Origin of the sequence: uncultured Bacteroides sp. (genome assembly GCF_958445495.1) — a bacterium.
Classification (GTDB): domain Bacteria; phylum Bacteroidota; class Bacteroidia; order Bacteroidales; family Bacteroidaceae; genus Bacteroides.
This window is the reverse complement of sequence record NZ_CAUCSQ010000004.1, coordinates 1-18,468: the sequence shown is the minus strand read 5'-3', so window position 1 is coordinate 18,468 and position 18,468 is coordinate 1. Positions and strand designations below refer to the sequence as shown.

The following is an 18,468-nucleotide window of genomic DNA, read 5'->3' as shown; positions in this document are numbered from 1 at the left end:
TTATGCGGAAACAAATCCTGTTAAGTCTGTTTTTAGGGATAATCTTTTCGTTTTCTGTTTTTGCCCAAGGTGTAAAAGCGGAAAAGATTATCCTTCCCGGCGGTGAGTTGAACAATCTGTATAAAATTGATTCGGGTGTGTATCGTTCCGAACAACCGTCACATGCGGCTTTTAAGGCTTTGGAAGAATACGGAATCGGAGAAGTCCTCAATCTTCGTAATAGGCATAGCGATGACGATGAAGCGGCAGGGACAAATGTGAAACTGCATCGTGTAAAAATGAAAGCGCATTCGGTGAATGAAGAACAGTTGATAAGAGCCCTGCGTATCATAAAGAACCGCAAGACGCCTATTGTCATTCATTGTCATCATGGTTCGGACCGTACGGGAGCCGTATGTGCGTTTTACCGCATTGTATTTCAAAACGTTTCGAAGGAAGATGCAATCCGTGAAATGACTGAAGGAGGTTTTGGATTCCATCGTATTTACAGGAATCTTATCCGGAAGATTAAAGAGGCGGATATAGAGCAAGTCCGGAAGAAAGTGATGGCGGACGAAGAGCCGTAACCTTGTCACAGTTGTGCCACCGCTTTGTCACAATTGTGCCTTATCGATGGCATGGTTGTGACAAGGCAGTGGCATACTGTCTGTTATTAATGGAATATTTTATAAGTCCTCTATTTCTTTGAGCCATATAGCTGAACTTGCATCGCTGGGCATCCGCCAGTCACCTCTTGGACTAATGGAGACGCTGCCTACTTTAGGACCGTCGGGTAAGCAGGAACGTTTGAACTGCTGATTGAAAAAACGCCGGAAGAAAGTAGAAAGCCATTTTTTGACAGTTTCTTCATCATAAATGTCTTTGAATGCCATGTTTGCCAGATAAAATATCTTGGAAGGACGGAAACCGAACCGCAAGAAGTAATAAAGGAAAAAATCATGCAATTCATAGGGACCCACCAAATCTTCCGTCTTCTGTTTGATTTCCCCGTTTTCATTTGCCGGAATCAATTCCGGGCTGATAGGGGTGTCTATAATGTCAAGCAGTGTAGCCTTGGAAGCTTCGTCCATGTCGTTTTCGGCTACCCATTGCACCAGGTATTTTACCAATGTTTTGGGAACACTCGCATTTACGCCATACATTGACATATGGTCGCCATTGTAGGTTGCCCATCCTAATGCAAGTTCCGACAAATCTCCTGTACCGACAACCATTCCCCAAGTTTGATTGGCTACGTCCATCAGGATTTGCGTACGTTCCCGTGCCTGGGAATTCTCATACGTGACGTCATGTACGTTTATGTCATGGTTTATATCTTTAAAGTGTTGGATACAAGCTTCTTTTATGCTAATCTCGCGAATGGATATCCCCAATGATTTCATCAGGCTGACAGCATTGTGGTAAGTGCGGTCGGTTGTGCCGAAGCCCGGCATAGTGACTCCGAGAATTCCTTTTCGTGACAATCCTAATTTGTCGAAAGTCTTTACGCAGACAAGTAATGCCAATGTTGAATCCAACCCACCGGAGATACCGATTACGGCAGTTTTCGCTCCCGTATGGACAAGGCGTTGTGCCAAACCCGCCACTTGGATGGAGAATATATCTTCGCAATGTTCGTTCAGCCGGTTACCTTGCGGAACAAACGGATGCGGGTTGAAACTTCTGGTTAAGGCAAGCGCTTTGCTGTTTACGAATTCCGTGGCGATGGGAATAACCTTTTGATGATTGAGGTTCGCCCGGTTAGCGGCAAAAGTAGTATTTATTCTGCGTTCTGCACGTATCCGTTCCACATCAATCTCGCTGACGATAAGTTGTTCTTCCATGCTGAAACGTTCGCTGCGTGCGAGAAGGCTGCCGTTTTCATAGATTAATCCGTTGCCTGCAAAGACCACATCCGTAGTGGATTCTCCAAAACCACAGGACGAGAATACATATCCTGCGATGCAACGCGCAGATTGCTGGCTGATAAGAGAACAGAGGTAGTTATGCTTCCCGATACCTTCATTATCAGCAGACATGTTGAACAGGATTTCCGCTCCTTGCAGTGCCAGTGAAGAACTGGGAGGAATGGCGGCCCAAAGGTCTTCGCAAATCTCAATTCCGAAAGTAGTATCTGCTGTCTCGAAAAGCAAATTGGCGCCTACGGGGACAATCTGCCCGCATAACCGCACATGATCTGTCGTCAGTTGAAGAGCGGAAGTGAACCATCGCTGTTCGTAGAATTCCTTGTAATTCGGGAGATATGTTTTTGCTGTCACTCCCAGTATTTTGCCTTTTTGAATGACTACGGCGGCATTGATAACCGTTGAACCGGCAACTACGGGCATACCGACAATAGAAATGATATCCAATTGGCGGGTATTGTTTAAAATCTGCATCAATCCCATTTCTGCCTCTTCCAACAATAGCTGTTGGCCGAATAAATCTCCGCACGTATATCCGGTAACGCTCATTTCCGGAAAGACAATGAATTGCACTCCTTTGCCTTCGGCTATTACAATCAGACTTTCTATTTTCTCAGCATTGTATTTGCAGTCCGCCACCTTTATATGTGGTACGGCCGCCGCTACTTTTACGAATCCGTAGTTCATCTTACACTTAATTATTTATATATAATAGGTACAAAAGTAGGAAATAGTTTTGAATTTTCCCCCTTTCCGTGCTGAATCCTCTTTGAGAGACATTTTTCATAATTCTTGTTATCGTTTTCTTGAATAGTCAATGATATGTCAAAAAGTAAGCTGTAGCTTGAATAGAGAATACTTTTAGAGGATTTCCTACACTTTATTGAATGATATTCAAGGATTTTAAGATAAAAAAGACAATCATAGAAATTTGGTATAAAAAATGGGACATTTTGTTTTCATTATTTAACTATAATATTTATATTTGTATCCAAATTAAGAATATCGACAAATAACACCGGACAAACGATATTGTACTTTATAACTTAAGAGAGATGGACACACATTTTATTTGTATTGTTGCTACAGAAGAAATTTATTTGAATATTTGGCGTAATATAAAGAACGAACCAAGTTAATTCCTCCTGTCTTATATAGTAAGATTATTAATGTCTTGCAGGCCGATAATGAAATTGCATTTATTATTGTCCTAAAGGGAATGTTATACCCTTACTTTATGATATCCTCCTGATTAGAGTGGATTAAATCTGTATAATAAATCAATTTCATTAATTTAAATTCAAGTATCAAAGATGAGAAAATCAATTCTCTTGTTTGTACTCTTTACTCTGCTGAATATCCCTTTCGTGCTTTTTGCACAGGGAGGATATAAGGTAACGGGACACATCGTTTCGGCTGAAGACAATGAGCCGATGATTGGGGTGTCTGTATTGGAGAAGGGTACGACGAATGGTGTAATTTCCGATGTTAATGGTAATTACACTCTTGAGATTAAAGGTACGGCAAATACGGTTTTGCTGTTCTCTTATGTCGGTATGCAATCTCAACAACATGCAGTTAACGCCCGAACCGGTACGCTGGATATCCGCCTGGTTTCGGATGCTGCATTGATAGACGAAGTTGTAGTGGTAGCCTATGGAACCCGGAAAAAAGGAACGATTGCCGGAGCCGTATCTACCGTGAGGGCCGAAAAAATGGAAAATGTGCCTGCGGCCGGGTTCGACCAATCCTTGCAGGGACAAACGCCGGGGTTGACAGTAATCTCCAATTCGGGGGAACCCAGTAAATCGGCGGTTTTCCAGATTCGGGGCACTAATTCTATCAATTCGGGTACTTCCCCGTTATTTATTTTAGACGGCGTGCCTATTTCCAGTGCCGATTTTAATACAATCAGTCCGGGGGATATAGAATCCATATCTGTATTGAAGGATGCTTCTTCCACTTCTATTTATGGAGCCCGTGCGGCAAACGGAGTGGTTGTGATAACTTCCAAACGCGGATTGGCGTTAGACAAGGCAAAGGTGACTATGCGTGCGCAGTGGGGCTTTTCGCAGTTGGCATCGGAGGATAACTGGATGATGATGAACACTCCGGAACGTATTCAGTTTGAAAAAGAAATCGGTTTGGATGCGGGGCAGGATTATAATCTTCTTTCACGCACCGACGTCAATTGGCTGGATGAGGTTTTTAATGACCGTGCTCCTTTGCAAAGTTACGAACTATCTGTCAACCGTGCCACCGACCGTTTGAACTATTACGTTTCGGGAGGATTTTATGACCAGGACGGTATTGCCCAGAATTCTTCATTCCGTCGTTATAATTTCCGGGCTAATGCAGAAGTTAAGGCGAGTAATTGGTTAAAAGTAGGTACTAACACAATGATGGCTTATGAAGAAGTCGAGCAGGCTGAAGAAGGTGAAATGGCGCTTTATACTCCTATTTCCGGTTCGCGTTTTATGTTGCCTTATTGGAGCCCTTATAATCAAGACGGCTCTTTGGCATCGGAAAACGATGGAACTTGGGCAGGGATAGGGCAGAATCCTATTGAATGGATGGCAAATAATCCTGTAAGCCATGAAAAATATAAGTTGTTGTCTACGGTCTTTATGGAGGTAACCCCTATTAAGAATTTGACGGTCCGTGCACAGTTTGGTGCTGATTATGCACATTCTACGGCTTTTATGCGGTCTTATCCGAGTTATGTCATTAACAATAAATCCGGTCGTGCCGGACGCAGTTCGTCGGATATCCTGAATCTGACCGAAACTCTTACGGCAAATTACCGTTGGACGCCGGATGAAGACCATTCTTTTAATTTCCTACTCGGACAAGAGGGAATAGACTATCGTTCGACCGGTTTTCAGGTGGTGACGAGGGGACAGAATCATGACAGGTTAACCAATGTCACCTCCGGTACACGCGCCTCCTCATGGATTGATTCTACGAATGCTTACTCTTATTTGTCGTTTTTCTTTCGTGGCGAATATAATTTTAAGGATCTGTATTATGCTGAAGCCGCCGTACGTACGGACGCTTCTTCCCGCTTCGGTAAAGACCACCGTTGGGGAGCTTTTTGGTCATTGGGCTTTATGTGGAATATCAAGAACGAGCTTTTCCTCAAAGATGTGAAATGGTTGACCCATGCACAGATTAAATTGAGTACCGGTACGTCGGGCAATTCGGATATACCTTATTATGACCATCTTGCTCTTGTTTCCGGAAAAGCCAATTATAACGACCAGGCCGGTCTTTATCCCTTACAGAGCGGAAATGAAGACTTGGGTTGGGAACAGACTTGGGCAAACAATGTCGGTGTAAGTTTGGGATTCTTTAATCGTTTGAATGTAAACGTTGATTTTTATCATAAGAAAACAACGAATATACTGATGTCTGTTCCTATGTCATATGCTGCGACCGGTGAAGCCAGCCGTTGGGAGAATATTGGAGCTATGATGAACCGGGGTGTGGAAATTGCGATTGACGGTGATGTAATCCATACGAAAGATTTTATCTGGAATTTGAGTGCGAATGTTTCTTATAATAAGAATAAACTGTTGGAACTTTACAATGGGATAGAGGAGTATGTAAATTCAACTACCGGACTAAAATATGTAGTCGGACATCCCACACATGAATTTTTCCTGAATCGTTATGCCGGAGTGAATCCTGTCAACGGAGATGCTTTATGGTACACTGCAAACGGTGAACTGACTACCGAATATCGTGAAGGAGATAAGGTTATGACCGGCAAGACTTATGATTCGCCGTGGACGGGCGGATTCGGGACTGCCCTCTCGTGGAAAGGACTTTCGTTATCGGTGCAGTTCACTTGGATGGCGGGGCGTTATGTGATGAATAATGACCGCTTTTTCGAGGAAAGCAACGGTCTGTATAGTTCATATAACCAGTCTAAACGCCTGTTGTATGATCGTTGGAAAAAGCCGGGCGATATGACGGATATTCCCCGCTATGGAGTGGTAGCGCAACTTGACGACCGTTTTCTTGAAAATACTTCATTCCTCCGTTTGAAGAATTTGACGCTAGGTTATTCGCTTCCGCAACCGTTGTTAAGGAAAACGAATTTCTTCACATCTGCACGTGTTTTCCTGCAAGGGCAGAATCTGCTGACATGGACTGGCTTCACCGGACTTGACCCGGAAGTTGCCAATAATGTTTATCGGGCGCAGTATCCGGCTTCACGTCAGTTTACTTTGGGTATTGAAGTTTCATTCTAACTATAGTATATTAAAGAAAGATGATTAAGAAATTTAAATTATACATCCTATTGAGTGTTGTAGTGTTTTCCGCTGCTTCTTGTCTCGACAAGATGCCTGATGACTCCATTCCTTTCGATGAAGCTATCCGGACGGTAGATGATGTGAATCTGGCAGTAGTGGGTATTTATGACGCTTTTAAAAATAGTGCCTTATATTCCGGAAAACTTACCTTGCTACCCGACTTACAGGCTGATTTTGTGTATGGGGTAAATGGAAATACGAATGTATATGGGGATAATTGGCGATGGAAAAATATTCTGGCTACCAATACGAGTATTGAGGCTGTTTATGCCGGATTATACATTGTTATCAACCGTTGTAACTTTCTGCTTGACCGTGTAGACGGAGTTATAAAAAATACGACAGACGATGCAGATTTGGAGACAATTGACCAGTGCCGCGGGGAAGCCTGTCTGGCCCGTGCGCTTGCTTATTCGGAATTGGTAAAGCTTTTCTGTAAGGCTTATGAGAGCGATGAAGATGCAGAAAATCAACTTGGGGTTGTCCTGACCAGACATTATTTGGGAAATGAAGAGATGAAACGCGCTTCATTGAAAGACTCTTATCAGTTTATCCTTGAAGACCTCGACCGGGCTGCAGAGTTACTGGCATTGGATAAAGACTATACTCCTTCCGGGGATAATGCCTTGTTTAATAATGCTACTTATTTCAACGAATATACCGTTTATGCTTTGCGTGCACGAGTAGCCCTTTATATGAGAAAGTGGGATGAGGCTATCAAGTATTCCGGTAAGGTAATAGACAGCGATTACTTCCTTTTGTCCAGTTGTACCAAGGAATATTCATCCGGTGTAAGTTATTATAAATATATGTGGAGCAAGGACCTTTCTACCGAAGTTATTTGGAAGGTGGGATTCACGGTCAACTCTTACGGAGGACGTTTGGGAGAGATATTCTTTAATTATGATTACAGTAATGTCCGTCCTGACTACGTACCGGCAACCTGGGTTATCAATTCGTATGATAATAATGACTTGCGTGCGTCTACTTTTTTCCAGTTATATACTACCGGTTATAGCCACCATCTTTCATGGCCTTTACTGATAAAATATTTTGGTAACGATACGTTTTATGATGCGGGTATTCTTCACGTTTCCATGCCGAAAGTCTTGCGCTTGTCGGAACAATATCTGATACGCGCTGAAGCTTATGTGCAAAAAGAGCAGCCGGATTACGGACGTGCCGGAAAAGATATTACGACTCTCCGTACGGCACGTTATTCCACTTATGGAGGTTCTACCCTTTTAAATGCTTCTAACGCGATGGATGTCATCGAGGCCGAACGTGTGAAGGAACTATATATGGAAGGGTTCCGTCTGCACGACTTGAAGCGTTGGCATAAAGGATTCGAACGCAAACCGCAAGACCAGTCCCTGGCAAACGGAAACAGCCTGAAGGTGGAAGCTGACGATCCTTTATTTGTATGGCCTATACCGCAACATGAATTGGATGCTCCCGGTTCGCAGATTAAACCGAATGAAAGTAATAAATAAGATTAAAAGCATACGATGATGAAGAATTTATTAATAGGATGTATGGCAGTCGTCATGGCTCTGGCAACTTTTTCCGGATGCGAGCAGGACAAGGCGGTGTACAGCGAGGACAATTATCTTATGTTTTCTGACACGCTTTATACTTATGCCGTGCAAGAAACAAATGAAATATTCAAAGTTCCTGTCTCCGCCACGGTCTCTGCCAATTACGACCGTACTTTTGCCGTCGAGGTGGTAGAGCGGGAAAGTAATGCCGTTGAAGGCAAACATTATAGAATTTTATCTAATACCCTTACTATTAAGGCGGGTGAGAGAAGTGCCGACATAGAGGTACAGGGCGTTTATGAGAATATCGAGATTACCGATTCGCTCGGTTTTGCTTTACGGCTTATAATTCCGGATGCGGAACAATGGGGGATGTATGAATACGGAACTGAGACAAAGGTCGTGATACAGAAGGTCTGTCCGTTTGATGTCAAGAACTTTACCGGGTATTGTAAGATTACCTCTACTTATTTCTCATCGGATTACTGTCCGAAAAAAGTCGATTTGCGTCTTGTGACTTCCGATGTTGTGAAGGATAAGGAGAATACGGTTGCCATACACGGACTTTATTTCGACGGTTATGATACAGAAATAACTTTCAACAGGAAAGATGTTTTGAAGCCGTCGCTCGAAATGGAAGAGCAGGTTTGCGCGACAACCGGAGAGGTGTTCAATACCATTCACGGAGACGGCAAGTTGAGGATTAGTCAGCCTGCCGCCTATAGTTCTTTCTATAATACCAACGAAGATTATGTTTTACAGTATGTTACATTAAGCGTGAATAACAGAGACGGTTCACTATATGGTACGGTAGGCACATTTGTCAATGTTATAGAATGGATAGATGAGGCAGAAGCTGAGAAATTAAAAGAACAAGGATATTAAAAAGCAATATAAATGATGGATATGAAAAAGTTAAGTTTAAAATTACTGGGAGATTCCGGCATAAAAACATTATGCAAGAGTTACCTCTTTGTCGGCTTGCTCATGGCTTTCTGCCTGGCTGCATGTTCGGACGACGATGATGATACAGTGGTCCCGGTATTTCCCGAAAAGCAGAACCTTATTTGCAATGCCGGCGAAACAAGGGAGTTTACTTTTACGGCGAATGCCGATTGGAGTCTGGCTTCTTCTGCTATTTGGTGTAAATTACAAACGAATGATACGGAAGAGTTTATTCTGTCCGGAATTGCAGGCACATATACCGTGACGCTTATAGTTACCGATGATAATCAGAAGGTGGATAATATTAGTGTAGCTAAATTGGAATTGACAATGGGTGGGCAGACAATTGTAATCGGAGAGGTTACCCGTTCGGCTGTGAATTATGAATTAAAGATATACGATAAAGACGGGAATGAGATTGCCGGAGACGGAGAGCTTGAAGTCGGGTACAAAGATTTTGCCCAGTTTAGCGTACAGGCTAATTTCCGTTTTGCTGCAACGAATTTGCCGGGATGGGTAGAGTTGGAAGGAGGTTCTCTTGTAGGAGCTGTGAACCAGAAAGTAAAAGGCGGTCTGAAAATAATCGAAAATGAGAGTCGTGAGAAGTATCCGGTTGAAGCCAGTGAAAAGAATGTAATCACGTTTTCCGACGAAGAAGGAAGAGCCTTCCGGTCTTTCAGAGTCTTTTATGAAGGCATGACTCCGGGGGTAATGGATTTGACTCGTCCGTCTTCCAATCAATATGATTGGGTTGTATCTTTGGACGGAAAGACTTTTACTCAAAGTGGAGGTGGAATTGCAGGTACGGGAGGCAGCGGCATTTCTTTCAAAAACCGCCTGCCGTTTACTGTAAAGACTTTGAAAGATGCTTATAAGGTTGTATTTGTTGAAAAAGGAAAATTCAATGATGAACTGTATGTCGTGAGTCCTGATGAGGAATGGATGAGTTGTGAGGATGACAACGGGGATGGTAATGTTAAATTGCTTGTGGATGCATATGCTCCGGAGTCTTGGGAACCCGCTGAACGTGTCGGGTATGTACTCGTGTTCTCTGCTGTGGAGTATGAAAGTATAAAAGAGAATCTGGAAGCGGCAATTATTGATGGTGAAGAAATTGTTAGAAAATATGAACAGGCGAATCTTGTCTTCCAATTTACTCAAAAGGAAATAAAAAGCGGTGGTGAAACACAATTCTTTTCTGCACAGGATATAAATACCGGAGCAAGTATTGAATGTACAACCTATACGGGGGATGATGCAAGTGATTTGATGTCTGTTTACGGAGTGCAAGGAATTACTGAAATCAAGCAACCGGTAGATATTACGTATGTGACCGTTGCTTTCCAATTTATGGATTATAGGTGTTATTATTTGGACGATAGAACAGATGCGGTTGGTGTCATAGACGGTTCGGGAAATCTGATAACCGTGTCGGCCGCTTCTGCTAATGGCAGAGATATCTTTATTGTTGTTTCGGGTGAGGCGGCTAATGAGAAAGCGATGCTGATTGTCCGGACAAGCCATGTTTCCGGAGGCGGAGATGAGCAGCAAAAATTCGTAGTGGCTAATGGCACTGCTCCTGTTGTGTATAACGGAAGTGATGCGCAAACGCTTATCAATATGCATAACTTGACGGGTATTTATAAAACATCGGGCCAATCAATGGATATCGAAATGATTCCTTCCGCCATCCGGTCGTTTAAAGTTTATGATTTGAGCAGTGGAGACGGAACTGATATAACGGCATCTTCGTCTGCAGATTGCGCATGGGGATATAATGATTTCGGTAATGAGCAGATAGGGAAAATAAATGTATGGTTCGGTGGAGGCAGTTCTCTTGAAGGTAAAACCGTATTGATTGCGGTTACTTGCGAAAATGATGAAATATATGGGATAGTAGCCAGTAAGAATGGAAACTGAATGATATATTAATAGCAAACGAATAATATAGATTAAATGAATCTACATAAATTATACTCGATATTCCTTTTGCCTCTTGTTGCCGGCTTGCTGCTGGTGGCAGTGGCAACAGGATGTTCCGACGATGACGAGGCGCTGCAAAGCCAATATGGTTATGTGCAGTTCAGGCTCTATAAGAGCGCATCTTTTGAAGGAGGAACAACCACTCGCGTGACGGATAAACTCGAATCGCTGTCGGACGCACAGAAGATAATGGTTGTGATGATGCATAACGGGACAACCGTTTCGCAGACTTTGCCCTTGAACGCATATAATGCGGACAATGCGGAATATGGATTGCGTAGTGATAAATTGCAACTGTTGGCTGGTACTTATAAGATTGTCGGTTATTATCTGTATGGTAAACTCGATGATGTTTTGCTCGCTGGACCTGCCGGAGAGGACAATGAATTTACCGTTGTCGGCGGAGGACTTCGGGAGCAGGCATTGACTGTAGACGCGGTATCGCGTGGAACTGTAACCTTCAAATTGACAAAAGAAGGACTTGGCAACGGAACTGTCACACGTGCGGCCGGTCAATATTTGTTCAGCAATATCCGTTATGTTGACATTACGGTGATGAATACTTTCAATCGTGTCGTAACTCCGTTGAAGGGAATGAAAGTCACTTATAAGGAAGACTCTGAAAAACATCAGAACCCGGATAATCCCAATGACAAGTATATGGATACCGGCGTGGCGACGTGTGATTCTGCCGTATGGCTTCCTGCCGGTACTTATCAAGTTGTGTCATATACTACTTATTCCCAGAAAGGCATTACAAGGCCGGAATTGGAAACCCAGTCTGTCAGGGGAAAATCTTTTGTCGTGAAAGACAATGAGTGGACGAAAGATGCTAATGTGCCTATTCAGTTAATGGAAACTGCGGAATATATCAAAGATTATAAGGCTTTGAAGAAAATCTGGGAAGCATTGGATGGAAAGAATTGGAAATATAACAGTGGTGTCGTGAATAATACAGTCTACAGCTCGAATTGGAATTTCAATAAGGAATTGGACTTGTGGGGAAATCAGCCGGGAGTTGAATTGGATGACAACGGCCGTGTCATAGGACTTTCGTTTGCCGGATTCGGAGCCAAAGGCAGTGTTCCTGACGCTATCGGACAGTTGACCGAATTACAGACGCTTGCTTTCGGAACTCACGGCGAGACCTTGAGTGGAAGGTTGTTCGGCGAAGACGAAATGACCCCGGACATGAACGAGGAGCAGAAGCAGAGAATACGTATGCATTACAAGAAGACATTTTTAGATTATGACCCGCGTCTGAATATGTCGGAACTGATACAGGATGGTATAAACCGTGACGGCAAACAACAACCGATAAAGAAAAATAATCGCATCACATTGAAGGATACGCAAATAGGCGGCCTTACCAATCATATCACATTTGTTTCAAAAGCTATCCAGCGGTTGACTAAATTACGGATGTTGTATTTGGCGAATTCGCCCATCACCTTCCAGAACATCGCTACCGAATGGGAGGATGCCGATTCTGAATATGCCAAACAGTATGCGGATGAGGAATTGAGTTGGAGTAATCTGAAAGATTTGACGGATGTGGAATTATATAACTGTCGGAATCTAACGCAGATTCCGGAATTTATATATGCTTTGCCGGAGTTGCAACTGTTGAATATTGCTTGTAACAAAGGGATTGGCCCCGTTCAGTTAAGGGCGGACTGGACAAGGTTGGCTGATAATGAAAATACAGGTCCCAAGCTGCAGATTCTTTATATGAGTTATAATAACCTGGAAAGATTTCCGGAGTCTGCATCTTTGCGGAAAATGGTAAAGCTGGGGTTACTCGATTGCATTCATAACAACATAGAGCGGGTGGAAGCTTTCGGTACGGATGTCAAGCTGTCGGAGCTTATGCTGGACTATAACCGGATTGAGGAAATTCCGGAAGATTTTTGTGCATTTACCGAGCAGGTTGAAGGCTTGAGTTTTTCTCATAATAAACTGAAATACATTCCGAATATCTTTAATGCCAAGTCTGTATATATCATGGGGTCTGTGAATTTTTCATATAATGAAATCGGTCTGGACGGTGATAATATAGATTGTTCGATGGAGGATTATAAAGGGATTAATGCCAGTACGGTAACCTTGTCATACAACAAAATCGTGAAATTCCCTACCGAGTTATTTGCGGCGGGCTCTCCGATTTCGACTATCGACTTGAGTAACAATCTGATGAAATCGATTCCGGAGAATTCGCTTAAACCTAAAAACGGGAACTATAAGAATACGCATTTATTAACTAGCATAGATTTGCGTTTCAATAAGTTGACTAGTTTGTCCGATGACTTCCGGGCAACGACTTTGCCTTATTTGAGTAATATGGATGTCGGTTTCAATTGTTTCTCCAAATTTCCGACACAACCGTTGAACAGTAGTCAGTTGAAAGCTTTTGGTATCCGTCATCAACGTGATGCGGAAGGTAACCGTATCCTACGTGAATGGCCCACAGGTATTACTGCTTGTCCGAGTCTGCTCCAATTGCAAATCGGATCAAATGATATCCGTAAAGTAAGTGAGACTCTGACACCGCAACTTTATATATTGGATATTGCGGATAATCCGAATATCGCTATTGACGTAACCAGTGTATGTGCCTACATTCAGGCAGGCATGTACATGTTGTTTTATGACACGACGCAGGATATTCGCGGTTGTGATGCTTTGGGTATTGAACGATAACATAAAAAGATTCGATGAATGAAATATTTGAATAAGATAACATTAGGACTGATTTTTTGTGCGGGGTTGATAACTTCGTGTAAGGATGATGATGAACCGGTAATTGATGGCATAACAGTAGATAGGGAAGAGGTTACCGTCGGTGCTGAAGGAGGTACGGAGAAGATTGCCGTTTCATCCGGTAATCAGTGGGTGGCGCGCGCGTCCCAACCTTGGATAGCGGTTTCACCGGCAAATGGTTTGGGTTCGGCGGTATGTGAGCTGGCTATAGATTCTACACTGACCAATACTGCACGTACGACGCAGGTGCGTTTTACGGCAGACGGCCGGGAACCGAGACTGGTTACGGTCACGCAGTTTGGGTTTGGCAAGCAAATTCTGGTGAAAGAGCCGGAGGTGGAAATTCTGAGTTCGGAAATTTATGCGAAACGTTATCTCAGAGCTACTATTTCGGCAAATGTCAGTTTCAGGATTGAAAAGATTGATTATTCTTTTGCGGAAGAATCTGCAATGAGTAATGAAGAAAAGCTGGAGATGGAAAGTGAGCGTACTAACTGGATAACGTTGCCGGAAAACAAAGATTTGGAGATGGCCTTTGACAGGGGAGCGCGTCCGCGTACGATAAAGGTTGATTTTCGTTGGGGAATGAATGTGGCTCCATATACCCGTGTGGCTAAAATCCATTTGGTTCCGGCAAACTCGGAAGACAAGCTGGTGGATGATAAAGGCAGTGAAATAGACGCGGTGATACTTACTGTAACACAGAAAGCTGCTATGAAAATTGAAGATAACCGCGCAGGTGACTCATTAGCTATTATCACGATTAACAGCAAGCTTCAGTCCATGATGAGTTTTGATACCAGTGAGAGTCTGTTGAATTGGAATTTTGTGACGCTTTGGGAAGCTACTGACAAAGAAATTAAAAACGGCGAGCTTCCTTCTGAGGCCGTAGGCCGTGTACGTTCTGTAAGTTTCACTATGATTGATTTGTCAGACGGTGAGTCACTGCCGAAAGAAATCCGTCATCTGAAATATCTGGAATCGTTTGCATTGCGGAGCAATGCCAATCGACAGAGACGTACTATTTCTTTGGGAGAGGAAATCGGCGAGTTGGAATATCTGAAGAGTCTGACGATGTTCTCTGTAGGCATAGAGACATTACCGGATAATTTTGCTCAATTGGGTAAAAAGTTGGAATATTTGGACTTCTCAGGCAATAATTTTCAGATGTTATCAACCATTACAAATACGGTGAATGAAAAGAATTTCCCACATCTAAGACATTTGTCGTTGGGTGGTTGCCGCATTACGGAAACATTAAGGGATTTGACTCTGATTAATGGAAATAATCAATACAACGGACGGAATGTAGGGTTGCATATCGATATTTCGCAAGGGAAACCGCAAAGGGAGGCTTTCTTGAAATTACTTACTTGGGACAATTTGCTTTCGCTGATGATGTTTAACAACTTCATTGAAGGCGAACTTCCTACGGATGAGGAAATGAAAGTTGCACTGGAAGCAGCCGGTAAACCTATGACTTACCAGGCTGATGATTTCTTTAGTGAGAGTGAATTGGCTACTACTCCTTCCGTGTACCAGAATAAATTGTCAACTGATACTTGCCAATGGTTGACGACAGAGGATAATCTGGTTGCATACCGAAAACAAACTCCGGTCTGCGGTCAGGATATTCCGCGTGTGTTACCGTTTACCCGTACCATTTATTTAAACTTGAATTTTTTGACCGGTACGGTCCCGAACTGGATTTTGTTCCATCCTTATTTTGCATATTGGAATCCGATGACTCTGGTCTTTAACCAGCAGGAAGATGGTAAAAATACGCTAGGAAGTGCTGTCGGGTTTGATAATGTGGATGTTGTGAATTACGATTATTCTTATTACTATGGGAAAGGAGAGCAGGGAACAGGCCAAAAGGTTAAAGGAGTTGCTTATCCATTGTATTACAGGAAATTTGTATCATCGGATACGACAAATTAGCATAATTGCGGAATGAATATCATTAACGAGAATAATTTTAAAAAGAAGCGATGAAGAAAAAAATCTTATATACGGCACTGTTTGCCTTGATGTTGGCCGCGTGTTCGGAGCAAGAACCGATTGAACAACCGTCCGCCCCCGCAGGGGGGACGGAAGTTCAGCTTCCGGCTGACGGTACTTCCGGTGAGTTGCTGATTAAGTTTGATCCTGCCATGACGGAGATTCTTGACCGGGCTCTTACGGTGGCAACCAGAAGCGGTGGGGCTATGACCCGTTCCGGAATCCCTTCTACGGATGAAGTACTGGATATTTTGGGTGCATATCATTTTGAACGTATATTTCCTGTGGATACCAAAAACGAAGAACGTACCCGTATCGCCGGGTTACACTTGTGGTATCGGGTGAAGTTCGATGGGGATACAGACTTGCAGAAGGCTGCCGGTCGTCTTGGCAAATTGGGTGAAATATCAAAGGTACAGGCCAACGGTCGTATTCAGCGTGCTTATAGGACTGATGGTTACCGGAGTTATATCAATGAAGGCGCTTTGCGGCAAAAAACGGCTGTGCGTGCCGTAACGGAAACAAACTTTTTCTCTGACCCCGGATTGTCTTATCAGTGGCATTATGCCAATAGCGGGCATAATGATTTTGACGATATGAATGAATTGCACAACGGTTCGGAAGTGGGCTGTGATGTCGGCTGCGCGGAAGCCTGGAAAAAATGTACGGGTGATCCGTCTATCATTGTTGCCGTATTGGATGAAGGTGTCATGAATACTCATCCCGATTTGGCGGATAATATCTGGGTAAATGAAGGAGAAGAATTGTATGCCGATACCGATGCTGACGGCAACGGATATAAAGACGATAAATATGGTTACAATTTCGTAAGTAATACCGGGGTTATTTCATGGTCGGAAGCCAGTGATTCAGGGCATGGAACTCATGTTGCCGGAACTATTGCCGCTGTGAACAACAACGACAGAGGGGTTTGCGGTATTGCCGGCGGCGACGGTTCGAAAAATTCGGGCGTCAAACTTATGTCATGTCAGGTGTTTTCCGGAGAAAGTGGTGTCACATTGGATGCGGAAGCCAGAGCTATCAAATATGCTGCCGATAACGGCGCCGTTATTCTGCAGTGCAGTTGGGGATACAATTCTTCTTTGGGCAGTATGATTGACGGATATACTCCCGGTCCGGGATCGGAAGAAGAATGGGGAAATCTTTATCCGTTGGAAAAGGAAGCATTGGACTATTTTATCAATAATGCCGGTTCTCCCAACGGAGTGATTGACGGAGGATTGATTATTTTCGCTGCCGGTAACGAATACGCGGGAATGGCTGGGTTTCCCGGCGCTTATTCCAAATGTATTTCGGTAAGTGCACTGGCAGCCGATTTTACTCCGGCTTGCTATAGCAATTATGGTACGGAAGTGACGATTTCCGCTCCCGGTGGCGATACGGAATATTATAATCCGTTGGGGCAGGAAGATCCCGAAAGTTGGACAGAAGGTATATATTCGGGGTCTATCCTCTCTACATGGATACAAAATGGCTCTCCGGTTTACGGGTTTATGGATGGTACGTCAATGGCTTGTCCTCATGTATCGGGGGTGGCGGCTTTGGGATTATCTTACGCTGTTAAACAACGCCGGCATTTTAAAGCAAGTGAGTTTGTTGAATTATTGAAAAAATCAGCCAAACCGTTGGACAGTTGGTACACTACCGGTGGAGTGAAAACTTATTATCGTAACCATCTTTCTCCGGGTGGTTCGCCCACAAGGGTGAGCTTGTCGAGATATGTAGGCAAGATGGGAGCGGGATTGGCCGATGCCGGAATATTGCTTGACAATATCGAGGGGAACGGTTCGGATATGTTAGTACCGAATGTGTATGTAGCAGAAAATGAAGTTTCGACTCTGAATCTTGCTTATTATTTTGTAGATGGCGAAAAGTTGACTTATACTTGTACATCAAGCGATGAAACTACTGCTGCGGTAGTTGTAAACGGAACGTTTATGAAGGTGTCCGGGGTAAAGACCGGTACGGCCCGTATTGCAGTGAAAGTCAGCAATGGGAGCGAACAGGTCATTACCGCAACTGTCCGCAAGAAAGCTAATAATAACGGTTGGATGTAATTCCTGATAATCAATGAAACCAATTGCTTGGATACGGTTATCTCTATTATGCGTGGCAGTCGGACAATTCCGGGAGGTTGAAGCCCGGAATGTCCGTTCTGCTTCACAGAAGCAAGACGTTTTGCAGGAAAAGGTTGATTCACTGATAAATCCGCCGTTGATGGAACAAGGAGAACAGATTCTGCGGTTCGAAGAGACGGTGCTGAATATCGGGACATTGAGTGAGGATGAAGCTCCGAAAACCTTTTATTTTGCGTGTACGAATGTGAGCGGAAAAACCATAAATCTTATCCGTGTGCGAACGACTTGCGGCTGTACGGCGGCAGACACTTTTATCGGGGAAATGCTTGTCGGTGAGAAAAGAAATATTGCATTGACTTACAATCCGAGGAATCATCCCGGAACGATAGATACGGATGCTTTTATTTATCTTTCTTTGTCAGATAAAATACCTGTGGCACGTCTTACGCTAATAGGGAATGTATTGCCTGCAGCGGACGGATGGGCACGTTACCCGTATGCGATGGGTAAATTAAGGTTGAAACAGAAACGGATGGAATTTAAGAATTTGAATCCGGGTGAGCATCCGTCTGAACGGATTTTGTGTGGTAACAGCGGAAAGGAACCGTTGCGTTTATCGGTTTCGGATATGCCGGAGTTTATGAGTTTTCGTACAGAACCGGAAATGATTGATCCGGGCAATGAAGCTGATATAATAGTTACGATAGATGTTTCATTGTTTTTTGCAGAGAAAAGGGATTCGTTCGCTTTTCCCATTGTCATGGAAGGAGTGGGCGGAACATTGTCGGAACGGACATTGGATATTAAAATAAACCGTATTGAATAACGATAAAAATCAAAAGAAGATATGAAAAGTATTTTTAAATTAAGAGGAGTTCTATAAATTAAAATATTGTAGTACAGTTGTTTATATGGTTCC

At 43.3% G+C, this 18,468-nt stretch carries 10 protein-coding genes; 9 read left to right on the top strand and 1 reads right to left on the bottom strand.

What is annotated here, in order from left to right; genetic code table 11:
• The first annotated feature begins 2 nt into the window (after positions 1–2).
• The gene (locus tag Q5076_RS02510; RefSeq protein WP_303010659.1) at positions 3–566 is read left to right on the top strand and encodes a dual specificity protein phosphatase family protein; all 564 of its coding nucleotides are present in this window, start codon (positions 3–5) and stop codon (positions 564–566) included.
• 99 nt (positions 567–665) lie between these two features.
• On the opposite strand, the gene Q5076_RS02505 is transcribed toward Q5076_RS02510, so the two are convergent.
• Positions 666–2,591 (bottom strand): NAD(+) synthase, encoded by a 1,926-nt coding sequence (locus Q5076_RS02505; RefSeq protein ID WP_303010658.1) that lies wholly within the window; start codon positions 2,589–2,591, stop codon positions 666–668.
• Positions 2,592–3,217: 626 nt separating this feature from the next.
• Between Q5076_RS02505 and Q5076_RS02500 the strand changes: the two genes are divergently transcribed.
• The 8 genes from Q5076_RS02500 to Q5076_RS02465 are packed head-to-tail and all read left to right on the top strand — an operon-like array spanning position 3,218 to position 18,375.
• Positions 3,218–6,160, top strand: coding sequence for a TonB-dependent receptor (locus Q5076_RS02500; protein ID WP_303010657.1), 2,943 nt, complete (start codon positions 3,218–3,220; stop codon positions 6,158–6,160).
• Positions 6,161–6,180: 20 nt separating this feature from the next.
• A complete protein-coding gene (locus Q5076_RS02495; protein WP_303010656.1) occupies positions 6,181–7,716 on the top strand; it encodes a RagB/SusD family nutrient uptake outer membrane protein in 1,536 nt (511 codons plus the stop codon).
• Between the two features lie 18 nt (positions 7,717–7,734).
• Positions 7,735–8,646: a DUF4984 domain-containing protein gene (locus Q5076_RS02490; RefSeq protein ID WP_303010655.1), complete on the top strand. Its 912-nt coding sequence runs from the start codon at positions 7,735–7,737 to the stop codon at positions 8,644–8,646.
• A 21-nt stretch (positions 8,647–8,667) separates the two neighbouring features.
• Positions 8,668–10,626, top strand: coding sequence for a DUF5003 domain-containing protein (locus Q5076_RS02485; protein WP_303010654.1), 1,959 nt, complete (start codon positions 8,668–8,670; stop codon positions 10,624–10,626).
• A 36-nt stretch (positions 10,627–10,662) separates the two neighbouring features.
• Positions 10,663–13,389 (top strand): DUF4458 domain-containing protein, encoded by a 2,727-nt coding sequence (locus Q5076_RS02480; RefSeq protein ID WP_303010653.1) that lies wholly within the window; start codon positions 10,663–10,665, stop codon positions 13,387–13,389.
• Positions 13,390–13,407: 18 nt separating this feature from the next.
• Entirely contained in the window at positions 13,408–15,390 is a 1,983-nt protein-coding gene (locus Q5076_RS02475) for a BACON domain-containing carbohydrate-binding protein (protein ID WP_303010652.1), read from the top strand.
• Positions 15,391–15,440: 50 nt separating this feature from the next.
• Positions 15,441–17,528 (top strand): S8 family serine peptidase, encoded by a 2,088-nt coding sequence (locus Q5076_RS02470; protein ID WP_303010651.1) that lies wholly within the window; start codon positions 15,441–15,443, stop codon positions 17,526–17,528.
• A gap of 13 nt (positions 17,529–17,541) precedes the next feature.
• The gene (locus tag Q5076_RS02465; RefSeq protein ID WP_303010650.1) at positions 17,542–18,375 is read left to right on the top strand and encodes a DUF1573 domain-containing protein; all 834 of its coding nucleotides are present in this window, start codon (positions 17,542–17,544) and stop codon (positions 18,373–18,375) included.
• The last annotated feature ends 93 nt before the right edge of the window (positions 18,376–18,468 follow it).